This window comes from Halomonas halophila (assembly GCF_030406665.1).
Classification (GTDB): domain Bacteria; phylum Pseudomonadota; class Gammaproteobacteria; order Pseudomonadales; family Halomonadaceae; genus Halomonas; species Halomonas halophila.
Genome location: NZ_CP129121.1, coordinates 2,478,212 through 2,503,077 on the forward strand (window position 1 = coordinate 2,478,212; position 24,866 = coordinate 2,503,077).

20 protein-coding genes and 4 tRNA genes are annotated in these 24,866 nt (G+C 67.9%); 12 read left to right on the top strand and 12 right to left on the bottom strand.

The genetic code is table 11. The features are described 5' to 3' along the window. Window positions 1–2 precede the first annotated feature (2 nt). On the bottom strand, window positions 3–341 hold the full coding sequence (locus QWG60_RS11615; RefSeq protein ID WP_146907224.1) for a helix-turn-helix domain-containing protein: 339 nt from the start codon (window positions 339–341) through the stop codon (window positions 3–5). A 160-nt stretch (window positions 342–501) separates the two neighbouring features. Between QWG60_RS11615 and QWG60_RS11620 the strand changes: the two genes are divergently transcribed. Beyond that, a complete protein-coding gene (locus QWG60_RS11620) occupies window positions 502–1,257 on the top strand; it encodes an XRE family transcriptional regulator (protein WP_186810035.1) in 756 nt (251 codons plus the stop codon). Between the two features lie 11 nt (window positions 1,258–1,268). Then, complete coding sequence (locus tag QWG60_RS11625) at window positions 1,269–1,514, top strand: hypothetical protein (protein WP_146907222.1); 246 nt, start codon at window positions 1,269–1,271, stop codon at window positions 1,512–1,514. A 204-nt stretch (window positions 1,515–1,718) separates the two neighbouring features. Here the strand turns inward: QWG60_RS11625 and QWG60_RS11630 are convergent, their stop codons facing one another. Continuing rightward, complete coding sequence (locus QWG60_RS11630) at window positions 1,719–3,017, bottom strand: M18 family aminopeptidase (RefSeq protein ID WP_046079821.1); 1,299 nt, start codon at window positions 3,015–3,017, stop codon at window positions 1,719–1,721. A 137-nt stretch (window positions 3,018–3,154) separates the two neighbouring features. Here QWG60_RS11630 and QWG60_RS11635 point away from each other — a divergent pair, with 137 nt between their 5' ends. Beyond that, on the top strand, window positions 3,155–5,209 hold the full coding sequence (locus QWG60_RS11635; RefSeq protein WP_107181237.1) for a carboxy terminal-processing peptidase: 2,055 nt from the start codon (window positions 3,155–3,157) through the stop codon (window positions 5,207–5,209). A gap of 195 nt (window positions 5,210–5,404) precedes the next feature. Here the strand turns inward: QWG60_RS11635 and QWG60_RS11640 are convergent. The 5 genes from QWG60_RS11640 to QWG60_RS11660 form a co-directional block, all read right to left on the bottom strand. After that, a tRNA-Asn gene (locus QWG60_RS11640) sits at window positions 5,405–5,480 on the bottom strand. A gap of 75 nt (window positions 5,481–5,555) precedes the next feature. Beyond that, window positions 5,556–5,631, bottom strand: a tRNA-Asn gene (locus QWG60_RS11645). A 62-nt stretch (window positions 5,632–5,693) separates the two neighbouring features. Continuing rightward, a tRNA-Asn gene (locus QWG60_RS11650) sits at window positions 5,694–5,769 on the bottom strand. 135 nt (window positions 5,770–5,904) lie between these two features. Further along, a tRNA-Met gene (locus QWG60_RS11655) sits at window positions 5,905–5,981 on the bottom strand. Between the two features lie 92 nt (window positions 5,982–6,073). Then, on the bottom strand, window positions 6,074–7,012 hold the full coding sequence (locus QWG60_RS11660) for a choline ABC transporter substrate-binding protein (protein ID WP_046079823.1): 939 nt from the start codon (window positions 7,010–7,012) through the stop codon (window positions 6,074–6,076). A gap of 161 nt (window positions 7,013–7,173) precedes the next feature. Here QWG60_RS11660 and betI point away from each other — a divergent pair, with 161 nt between their 5' ends. The 4 genes from betI to QWG60_RS11680 all read left to right on the top strand — a co-directional run bounded on the left by betI (window position 7,174) and on the right by QWG60_RS11680 (window position 14,062). Next, window positions 7,174–7,803, top strand: a complete 630-nt coding sequence (gene betI, locus QWG60_RS11665; RefSeq protein ID WP_173834964.1) for a transcriptional regulator BetI — start codon at window positions 7,174–7,176, stop codon at window positions 7,801–7,803. A gap of 12 nt (window positions 7,804–7,815) precedes the next feature. After that, window positions 7,816–9,282: a betaine-aldehyde dehydrogenase gene (gene betB / locus QWG60_RS11670; protein WP_046079825.1), complete on the top strand. Its 1,467-nt coding sequence runs from the start codon at window positions 7,816–7,818 to the stop codon at window positions 9,280–9,282. A gap of 257 nt (window positions 9,283–9,539) precedes the next feature. Further along, window positions 9,540–11,231 carry a choline dehydrogenase gene (betA, locus tag QWG60_RS11675; protein ID WP_046079826.1) on the top strand — a complete coding sequence of 564 codons (1,692 nt, stop codon included), beginning with the start codon at window positions 9,540–9,542 and terminating at the stop codon, window positions 11,229–11,231. 383 nt (window positions 11,232–11,614) lie between these two features. Further along, a complete protein-coding gene (locus QWG60_RS11680) occupies window positions 11,615–14,062 on the top strand; it encodes an acyl-CoA dehydrogenase (protein WP_146907220.1) in 2,448 nt (815 codons plus the stop codon). Between the two features lie 84 nt (window positions 14,063–14,146). Here the strand turns inward: QWG60_RS11680 and QWG60_RS11685 are convergent, their stop codons facing one another. The 3 genes from QWG60_RS11685 to QWG60_RS11695 form a co-directional block, all read right to left on the bottom strand. Continuing rightward, window positions 14,147–16,015 carry an SLC13 family permease gene (locus QWG60_RS11685; protein WP_146907218.1) on the bottom strand — a complete coding sequence of 623 codons (1,869 nt, stop codon included), beginning with the start codon at window positions 16,013–16,015 and terminating at the stop codon, window positions 14,147–14,149. 107 nt (window positions 16,016–16,122) lie between these two features. Beyond that, window positions 16,123–16,707, bottom strand: a complete 585-nt coding sequence (locus QWG60_RS11690) for a carboxymuconolactone decarboxylase family protein (protein WP_046079829.1) — start codon at window positions 16,705–16,707, stop codon at window positions 16,123–16,125. Between the two features lie 28 nt (window positions 16,708–16,735). Next, window positions 16,736–18,064, bottom strand: coding sequence for an aspartate aminotransferase family protein (locus QWG60_RS11695; RefSeq protein ID WP_146907216.1), 1,329 nt, complete (start codon window positions 18,062–18,064; stop codon window positions 16,736–16,738). Between the two features lie 153 nt (window positions 18,065–18,217). Between QWG60_RS11695 and QWG60_RS11700 the strand changes: the two genes are divergently transcribed. Continuing rightward, window positions 18,218–19,135, top strand: coding sequence for a MurR/RpiR family transcriptional regulator (locus QWG60_RS11700; RefSeq protein WP_146907214.1), 918 nt, complete (start codon window positions 18,218–18,220; stop codon window positions 19,133–19,135). 108 nt (window positions 19,136–19,243) lie between these two features. Here the strand turns inward: QWG60_RS11700 and QWG60_RS11705 are convergent, their stop codons facing one another. Next, complete coding sequence (locus QWG60_RS11705; RefSeq protein WP_146907212.1) at window positions 19,244–20,221, bottom strand: NADPH:quinone reductase; 978 nt, start codon at window positions 20,219–20,221, stop codon at window positions 19,244–19,246. A 169-nt stretch (window positions 20,222–20,390) separates the two neighbouring features. On the opposite strand from QWG60_RS11705, the gene azu reads away from it, so the two are divergent. Further along, window positions 20,391–20,864, top strand: a complete 474-nt coding sequence (gene azu / locus QWG60_RS11710; RefSeq protein ID WP_046079833.1) for an azurin — start codon at window positions 20,391–20,393, stop codon at window positions 20,862–20,864. Between the two features lie 39 nt (window positions 20,865–20,903). Here the strand turns inward: azu and QWG60_RS11715 are convergent, their stop codons facing one another. Beyond that, complete coding sequence (locus tag QWG60_RS11715) at window positions 20,904–21,488, bottom strand: hypothetical protein (protein ID WP_107181230.1); 585 nt, start codon at window positions 21,486–21,488, stop codon at window positions 20,904–20,906. A gap of 230 nt (window positions 21,489–21,718) precedes the next feature. Here QWG60_RS11715 and ugpB point away from each other — a divergent pair, with 230 nt between their 5' ends. The 3 genes from ugpB to ugpE all read left to right on the top strand — a co-directional run bounded on the left by ugpB (window position 21,719) and on the right by ugpE (window position 24,850). Then, window positions 21,719–23,035, top strand: coding sequence for a sn-glycerol-3-phosphate ABC transporter substrate-binding protein UgpB (ugpB, locus tag QWG60_RS11720; RefSeq protein ID WP_146907210.1), 1,317 nt, complete (start codon window positions 21,719–21,721; stop codon window positions 23,033–23,035). Window positions 23,036–23,112: 77 nt separating this feature from the next. Then, the gene (gene ugpA / locus QWG60_RS11725) at window positions 23,113–23,988 is read left to right on the top strand and encodes a sn-glycerol-3-phosphate ABC transporter permease UgpA (protein ID WP_046079836.1); all 876 of its coding nucleotides are present in this window, start codon (window positions 23,113–23,115) and stop codon (window positions 23,986–23,988) included. 16 nt (window positions 23,989–24,004) lie between these two features. Next, window positions 24,005–24,850 (top strand): sn-glycerol-3-phosphate ABC transporter permease UgpE, encoded by an 846-nt coding sequence (ugpE, locus tag QWG60_RS11730; RefSeq protein ID WP_046079837.1) that lies wholly within the window; start codon window positions 24,005–24,007, stop codon window positions 24,848–24,850. Window positions 24,851–24,866: the final 16 nt, after the last annotated feature.

Consider the following 24,866-nt stretch of genomic DNA (forward strand, 5'->3'; position numbering starts at 1 on the left):
GGTCATGCCTCCTGCGCCAGTTGACGGTGCGCGATAGCGTTAGAGTCGCTAACATGGGTACTTGATGTTGATGCGCTCTTTTCCGCTCTTTTGGGACGCTGGCGCGATGGCGTGCCATCTGCGTTCCAGCGCTCAGGCCAGACCTGGCCGGGGTGCAAGTCGAGCTGCTGAGCAATGGCCCGCTCGATGCGCGGATACGGCAAGTACTTGGCATTGAGGACCGCGGCGCGGCTGACTTTCAGCTGGTTGGCCACCTTGGCAAGCGAACTGCCACGAATGCGCAACTGATACTTCAGCCACTCCCAGCGCTGCTCGGGGTTCAGCGGAATGTCCATGCTCATGGCGTTACCTCGTGGGCGGTTATCCGCGCTGTCTATCGTGAACATGGTCATAAACATAGCGCGTTAGAGCTAGAAAGATCAAGCTCAAAAGCGCTTTCATGTTCCCAAAAGAGCTACATGCGCCCGCAATTGCGCCAAATCAAAACGGAATCAGTCACTTATGGCGAACTTGAAAGAGCTAGACGAAGGCGAAGACAGGCTTTCAAGTTCTCGAAAGGAACTTGAAACTAGCTTTATCGCGCGAATGGAGTTCTGCGCGAGGAGCGTGGGTAGCGTTTCCGCGCTTGCGAAGGCAGCCGGGATTTCTCAGAGCGGGATCCGGCGATACTTCACCGGCGGCGAACCCTCGCGGCCCCAGCTCATCGCCATCGCCAAGGCGGCCGGTGTCGGCGTGGCGTGGCTGGCAGTGGGCGAAGAGGAAGAGCAACAAGCTGGGACGGACTATCCCAAGGACGAGCCTCTCGAGACTCAGGAGGCGGGGGAGCAACTGCCCGGCGTGCTAGAAGACTATGCCTTCGTCCCCCTCTATGACGCGCAGTGCAGCGCTGGTGGCGGTGCCTGGAACGAGAACTGCCGGGTACTGACGCATCTGTCGTTCACCCGCTACAGCCTGCGCAAACAGGGCCTCACGCCCGAGCACCTGTCAGCGATCCGGGTGGATGGCGACTCAATGGAGCCGGTACTGCACAGCGGCGACACCGTGCTGATCGACCACACCAGGACCACGATCGAGGGTGAAGGGATATACGTCATCCGCCTGGACGACCATCTCTACGCCAAGCGGCTGCAGCGCCACTTCGACGGCTTGGCCATCATCAGCGAGAACCACGCGTATGAGCGGATCACCGTTCCACGTGACCGCCTCGAGGAGCTCGAGGTCATCGGCCGCGCTGTCTGGGCAGCCGGCTGGCTATAAAGGAAGAAGGCATGGAAGGCAAGATTGTGGGCATCAACTACCGCAGGGGACTCATCGCGATCCGCACCGAGCAGGCGGATGTGACGGTGGCTGAGCTTCTGGGCGGGTATACAGTCGAGCTGAAGGATGAGATTCAGGGAAACCTCTACTCCCTCGGCGGAGAAACCTTCTACAACAGCACCAAGCTTGAAGAGATGGATGTCTTTGTCGAGGGCGTCCACTGCTCTTTCGAGGATGCGAAGCTCATGATCAGCTAGCACCAGTGCCAAACACCCAACGAAAAGGGCCGCCTCTGCCCGAGACGGCCCTTTTGCAGATTTGCAGCGATTTGGCACCGCTTCACGCTTCTTATCGCTCTGAAATCCGCGTCACGCTGGGCTTTATCCCATCATCCCCCGTTTAATCCCATAACTTCCCGCTCGGGCCATATCTACCGCTAACTCACAGGCGGTCACGGGGCCTCAGGGCAGCTCGCGGCGATCGACGAAGGCCGTGAGCACTCGGGTCAGGTGCGCCACGTCCTTGGCACCCGCGGTCTCGCGGATCGAGTGCATGGCCCACTGGGGCACGCCCACGTCCAGGGTCGGCACGCCGAGCTCGGTAGCGGTGATCGGGCCGATGGTGCTGCCGCAGCCCATGTCGGCACGGGTCACGAAGGTCTGCACCGGTACCTCGGCCTCCTGGCACAGCGTGCGGAACAGCGCCGCGGTAGCGCTGTTGGTGGCGTAGCGTTGATTGGCGTTGACCTTGATCACCGGCCCCTCGTTGAGCGCCGGACCGTGAGCGGCGTCGTGCTTGTCGAGGAAGTTCGGGTGCAAGGCGTGGGCATTGTCGCAGGAGATCATCCGCGAGGCCTGAATCAGACGGATGAATTCTTCCTCGCTGCCGTCACCCAGCTGGGCACTGACCCGCCGCAGCACGTCGCCCAGGAAGGGCCCCTGGGCGCCGCAGGCGCTGGCGCTGCCCACCTCCTCGTGATCGTTGGCCACCAGCACCGCCCCTTGCGTCCCGTCTGAATCGAGGAGGGCCTCAAGGCCGATGAAGCACGACAGCAGGTTGTCGAGCCGCGCCGAGGCGATCAGCTCGCCCTCCACGCCGACCCGGGCCGGCGGCTGCATGTCGTGGAAGCCGAGCTCGAAGTCGACGATCTCCACATCGCCGAGGTCATGTTCGGCCGCCAGCCAGGTTCGCAGCAGACGATCCAGATCGGCCGACTCGCCGCCCTGAAGGAAGACCGGCGCCATCTGGGTCTGGGCATTGATCGCCCGGCCGCTGTTGGCCTCGCGGTCGAGATGGATCGCCAGGCTCGGAATGATCGCCACGGCGCGGTCGACGTTGAGCAGCATGCCTTCCAGGCGGCCGTCGGGATGACGCACGTGAACCCGGCCGGCGAGCCCCAGATCGCGGTCGTACCAGGGCGCCAGCAGCGCCCCGCCGTACACCTCGACGCCGAGCTGCAGCCAGCCGGCGGCGGTCTGCGGCGCATGAGGCTTGAGGCGCAGTCCGGGACTGTCGGTGTGGGCGCCGATCATGCGCAGCGCCGAGAGCGGTTCGCTCGGCAGCTGCAGGGCAATGATCGAGGAATCGTTGCGCGTCACGTAGACCCGCTCGCCGGGCGTCAGCTGCCAGGGCTGTGTCTCGTCGAGGCGCCGGAAGCCTTCGGCCTCGAGGCGCTCGGCCATGTTGGCCGTGGCGTGCCAGGGCGTGGGCGAACGGCGCAGGAAGTCGAGCAGTCGCTCGAGCGGGGCATCCTGGGGCATGGGACTCCTCTCGGTGTCGCATCTTGGGGGCATGGGACTCGACCGAGCTGCTACAATGGCGGTTCTGTCCGTGCAACTCGTGAGCCGAATCACGGTCTGGACGCTAGAGTGTACATGAATCCGGGAGTGCTTCATCGATGAGCCTGTTTGTGACCCTGGGTCGTGCCGCGGCCCTGGCCCTGCTGCTGGGCAGCGTCCCGGCCCAGGCGGCGATCACCGCCACCGACGCCCAGCGCGAGGCCGCCGTGGAGGTGGCCGAATCGCTGCGCTACGGCCACTACGCGGATATCCGCTTCGACGACGAGTGGTCGAAGCAGGCCTTCGAGCGCTATCTGGAACTGCTCGACGGCCAGCGGGCCTACCTGCTCGCCGATGACGTCGACGAGTTCGCGGACCTGTCGACCGCCATGGACGATGCCGTCCTCGACGGCGATCTCGACCGCCCCTACGCGCTCTACCAGCGCTACCACGAGCGCGCCGAAGCACGCCTGGAGTGGCTGCTCGAGCGCGTCGATGCAGGCCTCGACTTCGACTTCGACGGCAACCAGCGGATGGTCCTGGATCGCAAGGACGCCCCCTGGCCCCGCCGCACCGCATCGCTGGACGAGCTGTGGCAGAAGCGCCTGCAGAACGCCGCCCTGACGCTGTCGCTCAGCGACCAGACCCCGGAAGAGGTCGAAGAAACCCTCCACGATCGCTACGAGAACCAGCTGAACCGCCTCCGCCAGGCCAACGCCGAGGACGTCTTCGGCCTGATGATGGCCGCCGTGACCGGCAGCATCGACCCTCACAGCGAGTACCTGTCGCCGCGCCAGAGCGAGTCCTTCGACATCCAGATGCGCCTGTCCCTGGAGGGCATCGGCGCCCTGCTCCAGGCCGATGGCGAGTACGTCAAGGTCGCGAGCCTGGTGCCCGGCGGCCCCGCCGAGAAAGCCGGCGTGCTCAAGCCCGCCGATCGCATCATCGGCGTCGGCCAGGAAGACGAGGAGGTGGTCAACGTGGTCGGCATGCGCCTCGACGACGTGGTCGACATGATCCGCGGCCCCAAGGGCTCGGTGGTGCGCCTCGACGTGGTGCCCGCCCAGGCCGTCGATACCACCCGCTCCAAGGTCGTCGAGATCACCCGCGACACCGTCAAGCTCGAGGACCAGGCCGCCCAGAGCGAGGTCATCGAGGTCGAGCGCGAGGACGGCATGCATCGCCTGGGCGTCATCGAGGTGCCGGCCTTCTACGTCGACTTCGATGCCTGGCAGGCCGGCGAGCCGGACTACCGCAGCACCACCCGCGACGTGGCCAAGGAAGTCGAACGGCTCAAGGACGAGAACGTGGAAGGCATCGTGCTCGACCTGCGCAACAACGGCGGAGGCGCCCTTCAGGAAGCCAACTCGCTGATCGGCCTGTTCATCGATCGCGGCCCCACCGTTCAGGTGCGCGACGCCCAGGGCCGCATCAGCCTCTACGGCGATACAGACAGCGGCACACTCTACGACGGTCCGCTGGCGGTGCTGGTCAACCGGCTCTCGGCCTCGGCCTCGGAAATCTTCGCCGGCGCCATTCAGGATTACGGGCGCGGCCTGGTGGTCGGCGGCGACACCTTCGGCAAGGGCACCGTGCAGACCCTCGACGAGCTCAACCACGGCCAGCTCAAGCTGACCCGCGCCAAGTTCTACCGCATCTCCGGCGAGAGCACCCAGCATCGCGGCGTCACGCCCGACATCAGCTTCCCGAGCCTGATCGACCCGGAGCTCATCGGCGAGAGCAGCCTCGACAACGCCCTGGCCTGGGATCAGGTGCGCAAGGTCCAGTACCGCCGCTACGGCCAGCCGGAGCGCTATCTGGAGACCCTTCGCCAACGGCATCAACAGCGTGCCGACCTGCACCCCAACTTCCACTACCTGGAGCGCGAGGCCGAGCTCGCCGAGCGGCTACGCGAGCAGCACACCAGCGTCAGCCTCAATCGCGAACAGCGTCAGCGCGAGGCCGAGGCCCAGGAGGCCGAACAGCTGGCCCTGGAGAACCAGCGCCGCGAGGCCCTGGGCCTGGAGCCGCTGGAGGAGTGGACGGACGCCCGCGACGAGGATACCGAACAGGCCGAGCCGATCGATCGCGCCCAGGTGATGGAGAGCGCCGAGATCCTGCTCGACTACGCCCGTCTCGACCACGGCCTGCGACTCGCCGACTACGACGACTGAGCCCTTCCCACCCTCGCCATACACGACGCCGGGCCCTGCGCCCGGCGTCGCCGTATTGCACGGAGCAAAACGCGGACGAAACGCACGGACACGACGAATGCCGGCGGAAAGCCGGTAGCATCACGATATAATCGGGAAAGACGCGAGAGCGGAGAATTCAGGGAATCAGCGCAGAAACGGCTGAAGAACAAGCATTGGCTCCCCGAACAGGACTCGAACCTGTGACCCAATGATTAACAGTCATTTGCTCTACCAACTGAGCTATCGGGGAACGACTTGTATGCCCGGACGGGCTGACCTCAGAGGCCTGATGGCCGGAACCTGACGGTCTGGAAGAGGTAAAAGGTGGCTCCCCGAACAGGACTCGAACCTGTGACCCAATGATTAACAGTCATTTGCTCTACCAACTGAGCTATCGGGGAATGACCTTTTTTACCGTTCGACACCTTTCAGTGCCGCTGTGCTCGTTGCTCTGGGACGAAGCTGGCTCCCCGAACAGGACTCGAACCTGTGACCCAATGATTAACAGTCATTTGCTCTACCAACTGAGCTATCGGGGAATGGCCTCGAGCACGGTGCGTAGTATACGGATCCGCTTGTGAACGTCAAGGGCCAAAACCGTCACTCGCCGCTCACGCCTCCGGAAAGCAAGACGCCCGCCGGGCGATGTGCCGGGCGGGCGTCTCATGCTGTCCTGGTGGCTACGCCCTGATTCGAACAGGGGACCCCATCATTATGAGTGATGTGCTCTAACCAGCTGAGCTACGTAGCCATTTTGCGTCCTGGGAGAGATGTCCCCGACGACGGATGCAGATTATGCACGGCGGCCCGCCCCAAGGCAAGCCCGCCATGCGACAGGCGGCATCAGAGGGACAGCGCCTCCTTGACCGCGGGCAGCCCCGGCTCGCCGTCGGCGGTGGTCACGCCGTCGAGCCAGCCCTCGAGCACGTCGGGATGCGCCTGGAGATAGCTCCGGGCGGCATCGCGCGGATCGGTGCCCTCGTCCATGATCTCGCCCATCAGCTGATTCTCCATCTCCAGGGTGAAGGAGAGGTTGTTCAGCAGCGATCCGACGTTGGGACAGGCCTCGGCGTAGCCGGCACGGGTATTGGTGTAGACGGTGGCACCGCCCAGGTTCGGGCCGAAGTAGTCGTCGGCGCCCTCCAGATAGGCGATATCGAAGTTGGTGTTCATGGGATGCGGCTCCCAGCCGAGGAACACCATCCACTGCTCGTTCGGCTCGCGGGCGTTGAGCTCGGCCAGCATGCCCGCCTCGCTGGAGTCCACCAGCCGCCAGTCGCCCAGGCCGAAGGCGTCGTCGTCGATCATGTCCTGGATCAGCAGGTTGCCGTCGTTGCCGGCCTCGATGCCGTGCAGCGTGGACTCGAAGCGGTCGGCGTGGGCGTCCAGATCGGCCACCGAGGTGACGCCGGCGTCATACACGTACTGAGGCACCGCCAGGGTGTACTTGGCGCCCTCCAGGTTGGCGCCCAGGCGGTCCACCTGCCCCCGCTCGACGTAGGGGTCGCTGATCGACGCCATGGACGGCATCCAGTTGCCGAGGAAGACATCGAAGTCGCCGTTCTTCATGCCGGAATAGGCGATGGGCACCGAGACGGTATCGATCCGGGTGTCGTAGCCGAGCGTTTCGAGCACCTCGGTGGTCAGGGCGGTGGTCGCGGTGATGTCGGTCCAGCCCACTTCGGCGAAGCGGACGGGCTGACAGCCCTCTTCGGCGGCCATCAGCGGCGAGGCGGAAAGCGCCAGCGCGGTGGTGGCCAGGCCCATGGTCATCTTGTTCATTGCATCGCTCCCTTGCGTGGATCACGCGTATGATTCGAGGAAACATCGTGCCTGCCGATTTTTATTGATTGAACGTTCAATAAAAAAATGGCAAGCTGTCGCTATCTTAACCATGTCGGATGGCATGGTAGCAAGATGCTCTCGGGAGAGGAGTCAACGCAGTGCCCAAGGTCGGAATGGAACCCATTCGTCGCCAGCAGCTGATCACGGCCACCATGGCGGCCATCGACGAAGTCGGCCTGGCCGACGCCACCGTGGCGCGCATCGCCCGCCACGCCGGCGTCTCGGCCGGCATCATCAGTCACTACTTCGGCGGCAAGGACGGCCTGCTCGAAGCGACCATGCGCCAGATCCTCAACGATCTGGGCGAGGCGGTCTCACGCCGACGCAAGGCGCTGACCACCGATGCCCCGGAGGCCCACCTGGCGGCGATCATCGACGGCAACTTCGATCGCACCCAGGTCTCCGGCCCGGTGGCCAAGACCTGGCTGGCCTTCTGGGCCAGCAGCATGCACCGCCCTGCCCTGGCACGGCTGCAGACGGTCAACGACCGGCGCCTGTACGCCAACCTCAGCCACGAGTTCCGGCGCCTGCTGCCCAAGCACAAGGCCCGCGACGCAGCCCGCGCCCTGGCCGCCATGATCGACGGCCTGTGGCTGCGCGGGGCCCTCGCCCCCGAGGGGCTGGACAGCGACCACGCCCGGCGCCTGGCCCGCGACTACCTGGAGCAGCTGCTCAAGGCCTACGGCCTCGGCGCTCGCTCTTCCGAATCCCTGTCACTTGAGTCCTGACTGGAGGCTTCCATGACCCACGCAATCGAATCCCTGTACATCGACGGCCGCCGGGTGGATGCCACCTCCGGCGAGACCTTCCCGGTCATCAATCCCTATGACGGCAGCGTCCTGGCCGAGGTCCAGCAGGCCAGCGAGGCCGACGTGGACGCCGCCGTCGCCGCCGCCCGCCGCGGACAGCGCGACTGGGCCGCCATGAGCGGCATGGAACGCGGCCGGGTGATGCAGCGCGCCGTGGCGCTGCTTCGCGAGCGCAACGACGAGATCGCCGAGCTGGAGAGCCGCAACACCGGCAAGCCGGTCAGCGAGACCCGCGAGGTCGACATCGTTACCGGCGCCGACGCGCTCGAGTACTACGCCGGCCTGGCCCCGGCCATCGAGGGCAGCCAGATCCCGCTGCGCGAGACCTCCTTCGTCTATACCCGTCGCGAGCCGCTGGGCGTGATCGGCAGCATCGGCGCCTGGAACTACCCGATCCAGATCGCCTGCTGGAAGTCCGCCCCGGCGCTGGCCGCCGGCAACGCCGTGGTCTTCAAGCCCAGCGAGGTCACCCCGCTGACCGCCATGGTGCTGGCCGAGATCTTCACCGAGGCCGGCCTGCCCGACGGCGTGTTCAACGTGGTCCACGGCGACGCCCGGGTCGGCCAGCTGATCACCGGCCACGGCGACATCGACAAGGTCTCCTTCACCGGCGAAGTGGGCACCGGCAAGAAGGTGATGTCCGCCTCCGCCGCGTCCAGCCTCAAGGACGTGACCATGGAGCTGGGCGGCAAGTCGCCACTGATCGTGTTCGACGACGCCGACCTGGATCGCGCCGCCGACGCCGCCATGATGGCCAACTTCTACTCCAGCGGGCAGGTCTGCACCAACGGCACCCGGGTGTTCGTGGCCAGCGCCGTCAAGGAAGCCTTCGAGGGCAAGATCGCCGAACGCGTGGCCCGTATCAAGGCCGGCGACCCGCAGGACCCGACGGTGAACTTCGGCCCGCTGGTGAGCTTCGAGCACCAGGAGAAGGTGCTGTCCTACATCGCGCTGGGCAAGCAGGAAGGCGCCCGCGTACTGGCCGGCGGCGAGGCCTGGAGCCAGGGCGACTGGGCGAAGGGTGCCTGGGCCGCGCCCACGGTGTTCACCGACTGCCACGACGAGATGCGCATCGTCCGCGAGGAGATCTTCGGCCCGGTGATGTCGATCCTCGCCTTCGACGACGAGGAAGAGGTGATCCGCCGCGCCAACGACACCGACTACGGCCTGGCCGCCGGCGTGTTCACCGAGGGGCTGAACCGCGCCCATCGGGTCATCCATCGACTGGAAGCCGGCATCTGCTGGGTGAACACCTGGGGCGACTCCCCCGCCGAGATGCCGGTGGGTGGCTACAAGCAGTCCGGCGTCGGCCGCGAGAACGGCGTCGAGACCCTGGCCCACTACACCCAGACCAAGTCGGTGCAGGTCGAGATGGGCGCCTTCGAATCGGTGTTCTAAGGCCTGCTCTGGACCGCCGAGCGAGATGAGCTGATTCGGCGACGAGCCTGCGCGAGGGCGCTGTGAACCCATCCATGGGCGCTACTTTTGCCGTCCATGGTCAAAAGACCCTCGCTACGCCTCATCCCCGACGCTCTTCTCGCCGGTGCCGCTGCACGACCGCTTTCTCAGGCGCGCCCTCTCTACACGCGCCTGGCCTGATCGGCGAGACCCGACGCCTCGCCACGAGACCCTTTTGACTGTTTCAGGGAGGCTCCATGTCGCAGTCCCGTGAGTTCGATTACGTCATCATCGGCGCCGGCTCGGCCGGCAACGTCCTGGCCACCCGCCTGACCGAAGACCCGAACGTCAGCGTGCTGCTGCTCGAGGCCGGCGGCAAGGACCACCGCTTCGACTTCCGCACCCAGATGCCGGCGGCGCTGGCCTATCCGCTGCAGGGCAAGCGCTACAACTGGGCCTTCGAGACCGACCCCGAACCGCACATGGACGGCCGACGCATGGAGTGCGGCCGCGGCAAGGGCCTGGGCGGCTCCTCGCTGATCAACGGCATGTGCTACATCCGCGGCAACGCCCTGGACTACGACAACTGGGCCAAGCGCGCCGGCCTGGAGGACTGGACCTACGCCGACTGCCTGCCCTACTTCCGCAAGGCCGAGACCCGCGACATCGGTCCCGACGACTACCACGGCGGCGACGGCCCGGTCAGCGTGACCACGCCGAAGGACGGCAACAACCCGCTGTATCATGCCTTCATAGAGGCGGGCCAGCAGGCCGGCTATCCGGCCACCGAGGACGTCAACGGCTACCAGCAGGAAGGCTTCGGCCCCATGGACCGCTTCGTCACGCCGAACGGGCGCCGCGCCTCCACCGCCCGGGGCTACCTCGATCTGGCCAAGCCGCGCCCCAACCTGACCATCGAGACCCGCGCCACCACCGACGTCATCACCTTCGACGGCAAGCGCGCCACCGGCGTGCGCTACGAGCGCGGCGGCCAGTCCCGGGAGGTCAAGGCGCGTCGCGAGGTGCTGCTGTGCGCCGGCGCCATCGCCTCGCCGCAGATCCTGCAGCGCTCCGGCATCGGCCCCAAGGACCTGCTCGATGAACTCGGCATCACCCCGGTGCAGGTCAACGAGAACGTCGGCCAGCACCTCCAGGACCACCTGGAGATGTACATTCAGTACGAGTGCAAGAAGCCGATTTCGCTGTATCCGGCGCTGAAGTGGTACAACCAGCCTAAGATCGGCGCCGAGTGGATGCTGTTCGGCACCGGCGTGGGCGCCAGCAACCAGTTCGAGGCCGCCGGCTTCATCCGCACCCGCGACGAGGAGGAGTGGCCGAACCTGCAGTACCACTTCCTGCCGATCGCCATCAGCTACAACGGCAAGAGCGCGGTGCAGGCCCACGGCTTCCAGGCCCACGTCGGCTCCATGCGCTCCGAGAGCGAGGGCCGGGTGCGCCTGACCTCGCTGGATCCCAAGGCCGCGCCCTCGATCCTGTTCAACTACATGTCCACCGAGAAGGACTGGCAGGAGTTCCGCGACGCCATCCGCCTGACCCGCGAGATCATCGAGCAGCCGGCCATGGACGAATACCGCGGCCGCGAGATCTCCCCGGGGCCGGAGGTGAAGACCGACGCCGAGCTCGACGCCTTCGTCCGCGAGCACGCCGAGACCGCCTACCACCCCTGCGGCAGCTGCCGCATGGGCGACGGTGACGACGCGGTGGTCGATGGCGCCGGTCGGGTCCACGGCGTGGAGGCCCTGCGGGTGGTCGACGCCTCGCTGTTCCCGGTCATCCCCACCGGCAACCTCAACGCGCCGACGATCATGCTGGCCGAGAAGATGGCCGACAAGATCCGCGGCCGAGAGGCCCTGCCGAAGAGCGACGCGCCCTACTACGTCGCCAACGGCGCCCCCGCCCAGCAGGAACCGCAGCGCCGCACGGCCTGATCGCGCCACCGGCAGCACCGAGACGCCCCGCCTTCGAGCGGGGCGTCTTGCGTTGGCAATCACAAAAAATAGGGCAGCCCTCTGCTGCCGGGCTCATCGGCGACAAGCCGCGAGGAGACGCATGAATACTTCCCTGTAGCTCCCGACGCCCTGCGGCGCTCTCGCGTCCCGCTCCGCTGGCAGGTCCGGTGCTGGCCATCCTTGGCCAGCCCGTTCGGAGGCATGCTCCTCACCCATGGCGTAGGAACGCCTCGTCGGCTTGCCTCCGTAGCCCTGGATCGAGCGAGTCCTGCGTTGAGCGATAGGGTATTGGCTGCGAGGCATCTGATGGGCTAGGCTGAAGGCATTCAAACAAGTGTTTAAATGTCACGGAGCCGCCCACCATGCTGACCCTGATCCTGCTGCTGCTGGCCGTTGCCGGCCTGCTCATCGTGATGCGCCGGGAGGCCGGCGCCCTGCCCGCCCTCGGCGTCACCGGCCTACTCGGCCTCGTCGGCCTGGCCACCGGCGCCACGGTGATCGGCGTGCTGCTGCTGGTCGCCACCACGGCGATCGCCGCCTGCGGCCTGCCGGCGCTTCGCCGCCGCTGGCTGACGCCGAAGCTGTTCGCCATGTTCAAGCGCGTCGCGCCGAAGGTCTCGGCCACCGAGCGCACCGCCCTGGAGGCCGGCAGCGTGGCCTGGGACGGCGAGCTGTTCACCGGCCGCCCCGACTGGCAGCGGCTGCTCGACTATCGCGACGACGGCCTGTCCGACTCGGAACGCGCCTTCCTCGATCACCAGTGCGGCGTCGCCGCCGGCATGTGCAACGACTGGGACATCGCCCGCGAGCGCGCCGACCTGCCCCAGGAGCTGTGGGACTACCTCAAGCGCGAGCGCTTCTTCGGCATGATCATCCCGCAGGAATACGGCGGCCTCGGCTTCTCCGCCAAGGCCCAGTCGATGGTGCTGCAGAAACTCTCGGTCAACGAGACGCTGATGGTCACCGTCGGCGTACCCAACTCCCTCGGCCCGGGCGAGCTGCTGCTCAAGTACGGCACCGAGGAGCAGAAGAATCACTACCTGCCGCGGCTGGCCGACGGTCGCGAGATCCCCTGCTTCGGCCTGACCGGCCCGCGCGCCGGCAGTGATGCCACCTCGCTGCCCGACGTCGGCACCGTGGTGCGCCGCGAGATCGACGGCGAGACGGTGCTGGGCCTGGAGCTGACCTTCGAGAAGCGCTGGATCACCCTGGCGCCGATCGCCAGCGTGGTCGGCCTGGCCTTCCGCCTGTTCGATCCCGACCACCTGCTCGGCGAGGAGGAAGACCGCGGCATCACCCTGGCGCTGGTGCCGCGCGATACCGAAGGCATGCAGATCGGCCGCCGCCACCATCCCATCGGCAGTCCCTTCCTCAACGGCCCGATCAAGGGCGAGAACGTCTTCGTGCCGCTGTCCACCATCATCGGCGGCGAGGCCATGATCGGCCAGGGCTGGCGCATGCTGGTCGAGTGCCTGTCGGTGGGCCGCTGCATCACCCTGCCCTCCGGCGCCACCGGCACCGCCCGCTACGCCCTGGGCTGGAGCGGCGGCTTCGCCCGCATCCGCCGCCAGTTCAACGTCCCGGTGGCCGAAATGGAGGGCGTCCAGGAGCCACTGGCCCGCATGGCGGCGCTCGGCTACATCGCCCAGGCCGCGGTCTACCAGACCGCCAACACCATCGACCACGGCGAGAAGCCGGCGGTGCCCTCGGCGATCCTCAAGAGCCAGCTCACCGAGTTCCAGCGCGTGATCCTGGCCGACGCCATGGACATCCATGGCGGCAAGGCGGTGACCCTCGGGCCGCGCAACTACCTCGGCATCGGCTACAGCGCCAACCCGGTGGCGATCACCGTCGAGGGCGCCAACATCATGACCCGCAACCTGATGATCTTCGGCCAGGGGGCGATCCGCTGCCATCCCTACGTGCTGGAGGAGCTGGCCGCCAAGGACGCCGACGACGTCAAGGCCTTCGATACGGCCTTCTTCGGCCATGCCGGCCTGATCCTCGGCAACGCCGCCCGCGCCCTGACCCAGGGTCTGGGCATCGGCCAGCAGAGCGTCCCCTTCGACGAGGTCGCCGCCCCCTACGCCAAGGAGATCGCACGGCTCTCCGCCGGCTTCTCGCTGACCGCCGATGCCGCCATGGCGAGTCTCGGCTCGAAGCTCAAGCAGCGCGAGATGCTCTCCGCGCGCCTCGGCGACGTGCTATCCAACCTCTATCTGGCCAGCCTGATGCTCAAGCAGTGGCACGAGGGCGAAAAGGTCGAGCAGGAAGATGCCCTGCTCCACTACGCCGCCCGCTTCCTGCTGGGCCGCGCCGAGCAGGCCTTCGATGAGCTGTTCGACAACCTGCCGAACCGCGCCTTGGGCCGCATGCTGCGCATCGTGGTGATGCCCCGCGGCCGCCGCTGGGCACGCCCGACCGACGACCTGACGCGCACCATCGCCCAGGCCGTGACCCGCGACAGCGTCCTGCGCCAGCGACTGCTGACCAACACCTGGGACGCCGACGACGGTCCCCAGGACAACCCGCTGGCCCGCTACAACGCCCTGCTGGCCACCCAGGAGCGCGCCGAGGCGCTGTATCGCACCGTCGGCAAGGCCCACGCCAAGGGCGAGATCCCGGCCGAGGCGCTGCACCCCGAGCAGCAGGTCGACGCCGCCCTCGCCGCCGGCCTGATCAGCGAGGACGATGCCACCTTCATGCGCCAGCGCGAGGCCGAGGTGCTGGACATGCTCACCGTCGACGACTTCGACTACGACGCCTTCGTCACCGACAAGAGCAAGGTGCTGCGACACCATCCGGCCTGACGCCTCACTTATCACGCCCACGACCACGCCCCGGCCCGCCGCCGGGGCGTCCTTTTTGCCCCCCTGCAAGGACCGGCGCAGCCGCTACGGCGGCCAGACGACCAGGATCAACGGGATCGCCACCGCCATCACCGCCAGCGACAGCGGAAGGCCCAGCCGCCAGTAGTCGCCGAAGCGATAGCCGCCGGGGCCCATCACCAGGGTGTTGGACTGATGCCCGATCGGCGTCAGGAAGGCACAGGAGACGCTAACCGCCACCGCCATCAGGAAGGGATCCACCGAGGCCTCGAAGCCTTCGGCCAGGCTCGCCGCGATGGGCGCCATCAGCAGCGCCGCCGCGGCGTTGTTGATCACGTTGGAGAGCAGCAGGCCGAGCGCGAACAGCCCCGCCAGCGTGAGTGCCACCGGCCAGTCGCCGCCCAGCGCCAGCAGCGTCTCGGCGATGAGCGCCGCCCCGCCGCTGGTCTCCAGCGCCTGGCCCACCGGGATCATCGCGCCGAGCAGCACGATCACAGGCCCGTCGATGGCCTGATAGGCCTCGCGCAGGCTCAGCACACCGGCCAGCAGCGAGGCCAGGGCGGCGCCGCTCAACGCCACCGCGGCGGGCAGCCAGTCGAACAGCATCGCCACGATCGCCGCGGCGAAGATCGCCACCGACAGCGCCAGCCGACGCGGCTGGCCCAGGGCCAGGTCGCGGCTGGCAAGAGGCAGGCAGCCCAGGGTCGTCAGGCTCTCGCCGATTTCCTCCTCGCCACCCTGCAGCAGCAGCACGTCGCCGGCGCGGAAGCGGATGTCCCGCAGCCGCTGCCTGAGCCGGCCGCCGTCACGGGCCACCGCCACCAGATGCAGGCCGAACTGGTTGAGCAGGCGCAGCTGGCCGACCGTGCGGCCCTGCATCAGCGAGTCGTTGCGTACCACCGCCTCCACCAGCTGCAGGCCCTCGGTGTCGGTCGTGGCCTTGTCATGCGTCTTGCTCTTGCCACCCTTTCCGTCCTCGCCGTTCCCTCCTTCCTCGCCTTCCCTGTCGGCTCGACCGGTCTCCTCGGCGTCTTCAGCCTCCCGCTCCGCTTCGGCGCCCACCGCCAGTCCGGCCTTGTCCTCGAGCAGCGCCATCTCCTCGGGGCCGGCCTCCACCAGCAGGATGTCATGTTCACGAAGCGCGCCGAGGAAGGTATGGCCGGGATGGCGCCGCTCGTCGCGCACCACCGCCAGCACCGGGATCGGCTCTTCGACGGCCTGGTGAAGGTCGCGCAGCGACCAGCCCACCGCCTTGCCGTCCTCCGGCACGCGCAGCTCGACCAGGTAGTGGGCGGTGTCGAACATCGCGTCCATCGACGCCTGGCCGGCCCGCTGGGGCACCAGGTAGCGGCCGGCCAGCACGATCACGACGAGACCCGCCAGCGCCACGCTGGCGCCCACCGGGAAGAAGTCGAACATGCCGAAGCCCTCGCCGGTCAGCGAGCGGCGGTAGGCGGAGATGATGATGTTGGGCGGCGTGCCGATCAGGGTGGTCAGCCCGCCGAGCAACGAGCCGAAGGCCAGCGGCATCAGCAGCAGCGATGGAGGGGTATCGTGCTCACGGGCCAGACGCAACGCCACCGGCAGCATCAGCGCCAGGGCGCCGACGTTGTTCATGATGCCGGAGAGCACCAGCACGGTGCCGGAGAGCACCAGGGTCTGCAGCATGATCCGGTCGCCGACGCGCAGCGCCTGCTCGGCGATCAGGTCGACCAGCCCCGAGCGTTCGAAGCCGCGGCTGAGCACCAGCACCGCGGCCACGGTGATCACCGCCGGATGGCCGAAGCCGGCGAAGGCGCCCTCGGCGGGCACCAGGCCCAGCCCCACCGCCGCCAGCAGCGCCGCCAGCGCCACCAGGTCGTAGCGGAAGCGGCCCCAGACGAAGGCCGCCAGGGTCGCGCCGAGCAGAAGAAAGACCTGGGTGCTGTCGGCCATGACGGCTCACCTCCCTGTGCTGGAACAGGCGCGTCGAGGCTCGCAACGCGCTGTCTTCAGCATCGTCGCTAACGCGTGCGGATACCAGCGAGCGGTGAGCCGCCGCTTCAGCCCGGCGTCGGCGGCTCGGTAAACGGCAGTGGCCCGTCGCCGCGGCGCACCTCGAAGACGTTGAGGGTCATGGCCACCAGGGCGTAGTAGCCGAACACGCCGATCAGCTCGACCACCGCCGGCTCGCCGAAGGCCTCCACCGCCTCAGCGTAGAGCGCCTCACTGACGCGCCGGGTGGTGTAGAGCGAGCGCCCCAGGCGCACCACCAGCGCCTCGTCGTCGCGCTCGCAGTCCGGTTCCTGATCTTCTGTCAGGCCTTCCTGCAACGCCTCGATCAGCGACGCCGAGACGCCGGCCTCCCGGGCGATGGGTTCATGGATCTGCCATTCCGCCTGGGACTGCCACCAGGACGCGGTGAACAGGATCGCCAGCTCGGTGAGCCGCAGCTCGAGCCGCGTGCCGTAGCGACAGAAGGCGCCCAGGCGCTGGGCGTGGTCGGCCAGTTCCGGGCTGTGAATCCAGGCCAGGAAGGGGCCGTCGAGGTTGCCGCGGGGGCCGCGGAGGATGGCGTCCAGCACGCGGCGCTGCTCGGGCGAGGCGGTGGCGTCATCGAGCGCCGGCAGACGCGAAGTGATCGACATGTCGAGCTCCTGTTTCATGAGGTCCTGATCAAGAGGGTCCAAGGACGGACCGGAGGGTCGCGTCGAGCTTGTCGACGATCTCGTCGAGCTGGCCGTCCTCGAGGATGAAGGGCGGCGCCAGCAGGATATGGTCGCCCCGGCGGCCGTCGAGGGTGCCGCCCATCGGATAGCACATCAGGCCGTGATCCATGGCCGTGCGCTTGATGGCGGCGTGCAGCTTGCGCTCGGGATCGAACGGCGCCCTGGACTCGCGCTCGGCCACCAGCTCGAGGCCGCGGAACAGCCCCCGGCCGCGGATATCGCCGACGTGGGGATGGTCGCCGAAGCGGTCCTCGAGCCGTTGCTGGAGGCCGTCACCCAATTGCCGCACGCGGGGCAGCAGGTCGCGGGACTCGATGGCGCGCTGCACAGCCAGGGCCGCGGCGCAGGCGGTGGCATGGCCGATATAGGTGTGGCCGTGCTGGAAGAAGCCCGAGCCCCCAGCGATGGTCGCACGAATGCGCTCGCCGACCAGGGTCGCGCCGATCGGCTGGTAGCCGGCCCCGAGCCCCTTGGCGATGGTCGCCAGGTCCGGCGCCACGCCCTCCTGCTCGGCGGCGAACAGGCTGCCGGTGCGGCCCATGCCGCACATCACCTCGTCGAGGATCAAGAGGATGCCGTGGCGGTCGCAGATCTCGCGCACGCGCTTGAAATAGCCCGGCACGGCGGGTACCGCGCCCAAGGTCGCGCCCACCACCGGCTCGGCGACGAAGGCCATCACCGTCTCCGGCCCCAGGCGCTGGATCTCGTCCTCCAGCTCCCGCGCCAGCCGCTCGCCGTAGGCCTCCGGCGTCTCGCCCTCGGCCTGGCCGCGGTAGGCGTAGCAGGGACTGACGTGGCTGACCTCCACCAGCAGCGGCTCGAACTGGCGCCGCCGCCAGGCATTGCCGCCGGTGGCCAGCGCGCCGAGGGTATTGCCGTGGTAGCTCTGGCGCCGCGCGATCAGGTGCCGGCGCTCGGGCTCACCGCGCTCGATGAAGTACTGACGAGCCAGCTTCAGCGCCGCCTCCACCGCCTCGGAGCCGCCCGAGACGAAATACACCGAGGAGAGCCCCTCCGGCGCACGCTCGATCAGGAAGTCGGCCAGCGCCTCCATCGGCTCGGTAGTGAAGAAGGCGCTGTGGGCGTAGGCCAGCTTGCCGACCTGCTCGCGCACGGCCTCGATCACCTCGGCGTCGCTGTGCCCCAGGCAGGAGACCGCGGCGCCGCCGCAGGCATCCAGATAGCGCCGCCCCTCGGCGTCGATCAGATAGGCGCCGTCGCCGCCGACGGCGGTGGGGTAAGTGTGAGACAGGTGACGATGGAAGACGTGGCTCATGCGACCCTCCTCGGGCCATTTTGCAAACACATTTGCCATTTTGTTTAATCGCAAAGATATTTGCAATAAGTGCCATACCACCCTGACGCCAGTTGCCGCGGCCGCTACAATGCCCTGCCCTTACTCGCCAGCGAACCGGAGCCCACGCCCTTCATGACCGCCGCCTCGCCTTCTCGACCGGACGCACGCCTCGATACCCTCGCCGACCTCGAGCGCCTGCTCGCCGACCTCGAGGCGGGAGACGCCGAGCTGCGCCTGGGCAAGCGATCGCGGCAGGTGCTCTCGGCGCTGGTCGGCATGCCCCAGCAGGCCGCGGTGTCGTCGATCAGCGATCTGGCGGAGCGCCTCGGCGTCAGCCCCTCGACGCTCTCGCGGCTGGCCCAGCGGCTGGACTTCGAGGGCTTCGCCGGCCTGCAGGCGGTGTTCCGCCGCCACGTCACCGAAAGAACGCACTTCTACAGCGATCAGGTCTCGCGGCTGCTGGAGGGCGAACAGGACGACGACGCCCTCGGCCGGCTGACCCGGCTGGGCCGCCAGGAGAGCGCCAACCTCGGCGACCTGGTGGCGGGAATGGACGGCGAGGCCTTCACCCGTGCCGCACGGCGGCTGGCGGAGGCCCGGCGGGTGCGGATTCACGGCCGTCGCCAGTTCGCCTCGTTGGCCTCGTTCATGGCCTACGGACTCGGCATGCTGCGCCCCGACGCCGCTGCGCTGGACGCCGCCGGCCACGGCATCGCGGACGCCCTGGCCCGGCTCGACGACAACGACGTGCTGGTGGTGATCAGCGCCTTCCCCTATACGCCGAGCGTGCTGACCTCGGCCCGGGTGGCGGCCCGCCAGGGCGTGCCGGTGATCGCGCTGACCGATGCCGCCAGCTCGCCGCTGGCCCGCGCCGCCAGTGAGCGCTTCGCGGTGCCCAATCAAAGCCTGTTCTTCAGCAACGCCATGTGCGCCTTCATGCTGCTGGCCGAGGGGCTGCTGAGCGAGGCGGCACGCCTGCTGGGTGAAGACGGGCTGGCCTCGCTCGAGCGCCGCGAGCGGATGATCGACGAGCTCGGCGACGCGCTGTAGCGCTCTCTTCGCACGCTCTCCCCGCACGTTCTCCCCACACGCTCTCCCCAGAACGACGACGGCCCCGCGTCTCTCCGGACGCGGGGCCGTCGTCAGAAGCGCAGACGCCTACGGGATAAGCACGGTCGAGCCGGTGGTCTTGCGGCCTGCCAGCGCCTCCTGGGCCTCGGCGGCCTCGGCGAGCGGATAGCGTTGACCGATGTCGATGCTGACCTCGCCGCTTTCGATCCGAGCGAACAGGTCGGCGGCCATCGCTTCCAGTCGCTCGCGGGTATCGGCATAGCCGTTGAGGCTCGGGCGGGTCACGAACAGCGACCCCTTCTGGTTGAGAATGCCGATGTTGACGCCCTCCACCGGGCCCGAGGCATTGCCGAAGCTGACCATCAGGCCACGCTTCTTCAGACAGTCCAGCGAGGTCTCCCAAGTGTCCTTGCCCACCGAATCATAGACCACGTCGCACATGGCGCCCCCGGTCAGCTCGCGAACCCGCTCCACCACGTCCTCGCGGGTGGTGTCGATGGTCGCCCAGGCGCCGTTCTTCTCGGCCAGCGCCGCCTTCTCCGGCGAGCTCACCGTACCGATCAGCTTCACGCCCAGTGCCTTCGCCCACTGGCAGGCAATGGAGCCGACGCCGCCGGCCGCGGCGTGGAAGAGAATCGTCTCGCCCCCCTGGAGCGGATAGGTCTGGCGCAGCAGGTACTGCACGGTCAGGCCCTTGAGCATGGCCGCCGCCGCGGTCTCGGCATCGATGCCGTCGGGCAGCGTCACTACCTTCTCCGCCGGCAGCACGTGGCTCTCGGCGTAGGCGCCCAGCGGGCCCTGGGCATAGGCCACGCGATCGCCCACCGCCAGGTGCTCGACGCCTTCGCCCACCGCCTCGACGACGCCCGCGCCCTCGGTACCGAGCCCCGACGGCAACGCCGGCGCCGGATACAGCCCGGTGCGGAAATAGATGTCGATGAAGTTCAGGCCCACCGCCTGATGGCGGACCCGCACCTCGCCGGGGCCCGGCTCGGCGGGCGTGACATCGACGAGCTCGAGGACCTCGGGCCCGCCGGTGCGGGCGAACTGGATGCGCTTGGCCATGTTGGATACCCTTAAACCGCTAATGAAGGAACCGTCAGTCAAACGCTACCTTACCGTGCGGTCAAGCGTCCCCGCGACCGACAGGGCTTGACAGCCCTGGAAGGCTCGGCGAAGAATGCAAAAGTGTATACAGAAACATCACCAAAGTGACGACAGGAAGAATGCCGCTATGAAAGCTACCAACGCTACCTGGTTGCTCGCCGCCACCGCCCTGGCCGCGACCCTGACCGCCGCCCCCGCCATGGCCCAGGACGGCGAACAGTGCCAGCTGACCATCGAGGGCAACGACCAGATGCAGTTCAACCAGGACGCCATGAGCGTGCCGGCCAGCTGCGACGAGGTCACCGTGACGCTGGAGCACACCGGCCAGATGCAGGCCAACGTGATGGGCCACAACTGGGTGCTCACCGAGACGTCCGACGTTCAGGGCGTGGCCCAGGCCGGCATGGGCACCGGCCTCGAGAGCGACTATCTGCCGGCGGACGACGACCGCGTGCTGGCCGCCACCGACGTCATCGGCGGCGGCGAAAGCACCAGCGTCACCTTCTCTACCGAGGGCCTGGCCGGTCGCGACCTGACCTTCTTCTGCTCCTTCCCCGGCCATTCCAGCCTGATGAAGGGCACCTTCTCCGTCGAAGGGTGATCCTGCCGCGCGCCGCCGCCCGGCGGCGCGCTTCTCGCCTCAGTGACGCGCCGACAGGGTGGCGGGAAAGCTCTCGAGCCCCTTCACGAAGCGCTGTTTGTAGTCGTCGAACTGCGCCCGGTCGCGCTTGAACGACTGCACCACGCCCTGCTCGTCCACCGTCAGCGTGCGCGGAAGGTCATCGAGCCCGGTGGCCGGATGACGCTTCGACAGCCCGATGCGTACGCCCGCCTTGCCGCTGAACCAGCGCTCGATGCCGGCCTCGCGGAAGCGGGCTTCCTGCGTCTCGTCGGTGGCGTCCACGCGCAGCGGCGCGCGCATCGCCAGCTCGCCCACCAGCCGCATCGACGGCGCCTTCACCGTCTCGGTGTCGAGATCCGCCAGCTGCATGACGGTCATGCCCTCACCGGATTCGTCCAGCGCCAGCAGCGCCAGCGCCAGCGGCTTCCCTTGATCGTCGGCCAGCGCCAGCAGACGTGCGGCCTCCTGCGGAAACAGCACGCCCGTCACCCCGGCGAAGGTCACCAGCGGGGCGATGCCGGCGTCCTGGCCATAGGCCTCGGCGCACAGCCGCGCCAGACAGGCCTCACGCTGGGCCGCGTTCTTGATATGCACCACTTTCATCGCTTCCGGCTCTCCTTCATGGCTGCCTTCGATGCCCGGCCCGACCGAGCCTGAAAGCGCGCAGCCTAGCATAGACGCGCCCTTCGCTCTCGCCCCGCTCGACCTCGGGCAGGCAAACGGTCACGGGGCTGTCATCGAGTTTTCCTAATGTATTTGTCGCTCGCAGGCCGTCGGCGCATGCACGGCCCGGGCCTTCTCTCAGCCAAGACTCGATGGACAAGGAGATTCCGATGCCACGCCTGTACGCTGGAGCACTGACCCTGGGAATGGCCGCCGCCGGCCTGTCGCTGTCCGCCCACGGGGCCACCGAGATCGCCTGGTGGCACGCCATGGGCGGCGAACTGGGCAACAAGGTCGACGAGATCGCCGCCGACTTCAACGCCTCCCAGGACGACTATGTGGTCGAGCCGTCCTTCCGTGGCAACTACTCGGAGACCATGACCGGCGCCATCGCCGCCTTCCGCGCCGGCGAGGCGCCGGCCATCGTGCAGATCTACGAGGTCGGCACCGCCACCATGATGAACGCCGAGGGCGCCATCGTGCCGGTCCACGAGCTGATGAGCGAGTCGGGCCAGGACGTCGACCCCGGCGCCTTTCTGCCCGCCGTGACCGGCTACTACACCGACGCCGACGGCCGCATGCTGTCCATGCCCTTCAATTCCTCGACGCCGGTGGTCTACGTCAACCGCGACATCCTCGACGAGGCCGGCGTGGACGCGGTGCCGACCACCTGGCAGGGGCTCGGCGAGACCCTGGGCCGAATCGTCGACTCCGGCGCCGCCGAGTGCGGCATGACCACCACCTGGCCGTCCTGGATCCAGCTCGAGAACTTCTCGGCGCGCAACGACCTGCCCTTCGCCACCGAGCAGAACGGCTTCGGCGGGCTCGAGGCCCGCCTGAGCATCGACGACACCGCCGCCGTCGATCACATCCAGCGCCTGGCCGACTGGCAGCAGGACGGCCGCTTCGACTACGGCGGCCGCTTCGACGATGCCGCCCCGGCCTTCTACACCGGCCGCTGCGCCATGCTGATGGCGTCCTCCGCCTCGCTGGCAGGCGTGCGCGCCAACGCCGAGGACTTCGACTTCTCCGTCGCCCCGCTGCCCTACGACAGCGACCTGGTCGACACGCCGCAGAACAGCATCATCGGCGGCGCCTCGCTTTGGGTGCTGGCCGGCAAGAGCGACGAGGTCTATCAGGGCGTGGCGCGCTTCTTCGACTATCTCTCTTCCGCCGAGGTCCAGGCCGACTGGCACCAGTTCTCCGGCTATCTGCCGATCACCCAGGCGGCCTACGAGCTCGGCCAGCAGCAGGGCTTCTACGAGCAGAACCCGGGCAGCGCCGTGGCCATCGAGCAGATGACCGGCGTCACGCCCACGGCCAACTCCAAGGGCCTGCGCCTGGGCAACATGCCGCAGATCCGCGACGTCATCGAGGAGCAGCTGGAGCGCATCTTCAACGGCGACGTGAGCGCCCAGGACGGCCTGAGCGAGGCCGTGCGCCGCGGCAACGCGCTGCTGGAGCGCTTCCAGCAGGCCAACGGCTGATCCGCCCTCCGCCTCCGCCCCGTGCCGGCACGCCGCCCTGGCGTGCCGGCCCTTTTCCTCTCCAGCGATAAACGACCATGGCGACCTTCCAGCGACACCGCGTCACGCCCTGGCTGCTGCTCGCCCCGCAGCTGGCCGTCGTGGCGATCTTCTTCTTCTGGCCCGCCGCCCAGGCCATGCTTCAGGCCTTCTACGTCGAGGATCCCTTCGGCCTCGGCCGCACCTTCGTCGCCTTCGAGAACTTCGCGCGGGTGCTGGCCTCGGCGGAGTACTACCGGGCGCTGGGCATCACCGTGACCTTCAGTGCCGGCGTGGCGCTGGGCGCCATGGCGCTGGCGCTGCTGCTGGCGGTGCTCGCCGACCGGGTGATCAAGGGGGCCGGCGCCTACAAGGCGCTGCTGATCTGGCCCTATGCGGTGGCGCCCGCGGTGGCCGGCGTGCTGTGGGGCTTCATGCTCGACCCGGAGCTCGGCCTGATCAGCGCCGGGCTCGGCGCGCTCGACATCGACTGGAACCACCAGCTCAACGGCGGCCAGGCCATGGCGCTGGTGGTGATGGCCTCGATCTGGAAGCAGATGAGCTACAACTTCGTGTTCTTCCTGGCCGGCCTGCAGGCGATTCCCAGGAGCCTGCTGGAGGCCGCCGCCATCGACGGCGCCGGCCCCTGGCGGCGCTTCTGGACCATCACCTTCCCGCTGCTGTCGCCGACCAGCTTCTTCCTGCTGGTGATGAACAGCGTCTACGCCTTCTTCGAGACCTTCGGCACCATCGACGCCACCACCGCCGGCGGCCCCGGCGGTGCTACGCGCACCCTGGTCTACAAGGTCTTCGAGGACGGCTTCATCGGCTACGACCTGGGCTCCAGTGCCGCCCAGTCGGTGCTGCTGATGGGGCTGGTGGGCCTGCTCACCCTGCTGCAGTTCCGCTACCTCGAGCGCAGGGTTCAGTACTGACACCGGAGAGACGCCCATGCGCTACCGCCGCCGCGGCCTGGACATCGCCAGCCACGCGCTGCTGATCCTGGCCCTGATCGCCTTCTGCCTGCCGGTGTGGCTGGCCATCACCGCAGCCACCCACGACCAGGCCTCGCTGTATACCGGCACCGCGCCGCTGTGGTTCGGCTCCGAGGGCCTCGACAACTTCCGCGCCGTGCTCACCGAGCCGGTCGGCCGGCTGGGTACCGACGTCACTCGGCTGCTGCTCAATTCCACGGTCATGGCGCTGGGCATCGCCCTCGGCAAGATCGCCATCGCCATCCTGGCCGCCTACGCCATCGTGTTCTTCCGCTTTCCGCTGCGTCGGCTGTGCTTCTGGCTGATCTTCATCACCCTGATGCTGCCGGTGGAGGTGCGCATCATGCCCACCTACAAGGTGGCGGCCGATCTGGGACTGCTGAACTCCTACGTGGGGCTGATCCTGCCGCTGATCGCCAGCGCCACGGCGACCTTCCTGTTCCGGCAGTTCTACCTCACCGTGCCGCCGGAGCTGCTCGAGGCCGCCCGGGTCGACGGCGCCGGCCCCTGGCGCTTCCTCAAGGACATCCTGCTGCCACTGTCGACGACCAACATCGCCGCCCTGTTCGTGATCATGTTCCTCTATGGCTGGAACCAGTATCTCTGGCCGCTGCTGATCACCACCGAATCCGATCACATGACCATCGTGGTCAGCCTCAAGCGCCTGCTCTCCTCGGCCGACAACCTGGTGCCCTGGCAGACGGTCATGGCCACCGCCCTGCTGGCCATGCTGCCGCCGGTGGCGGTGATCGTGCTGATGCAGCGCTACTTCGTGAAGGGCCTGGTCGACGCCGAGAAATGACACACTCCAACGGACA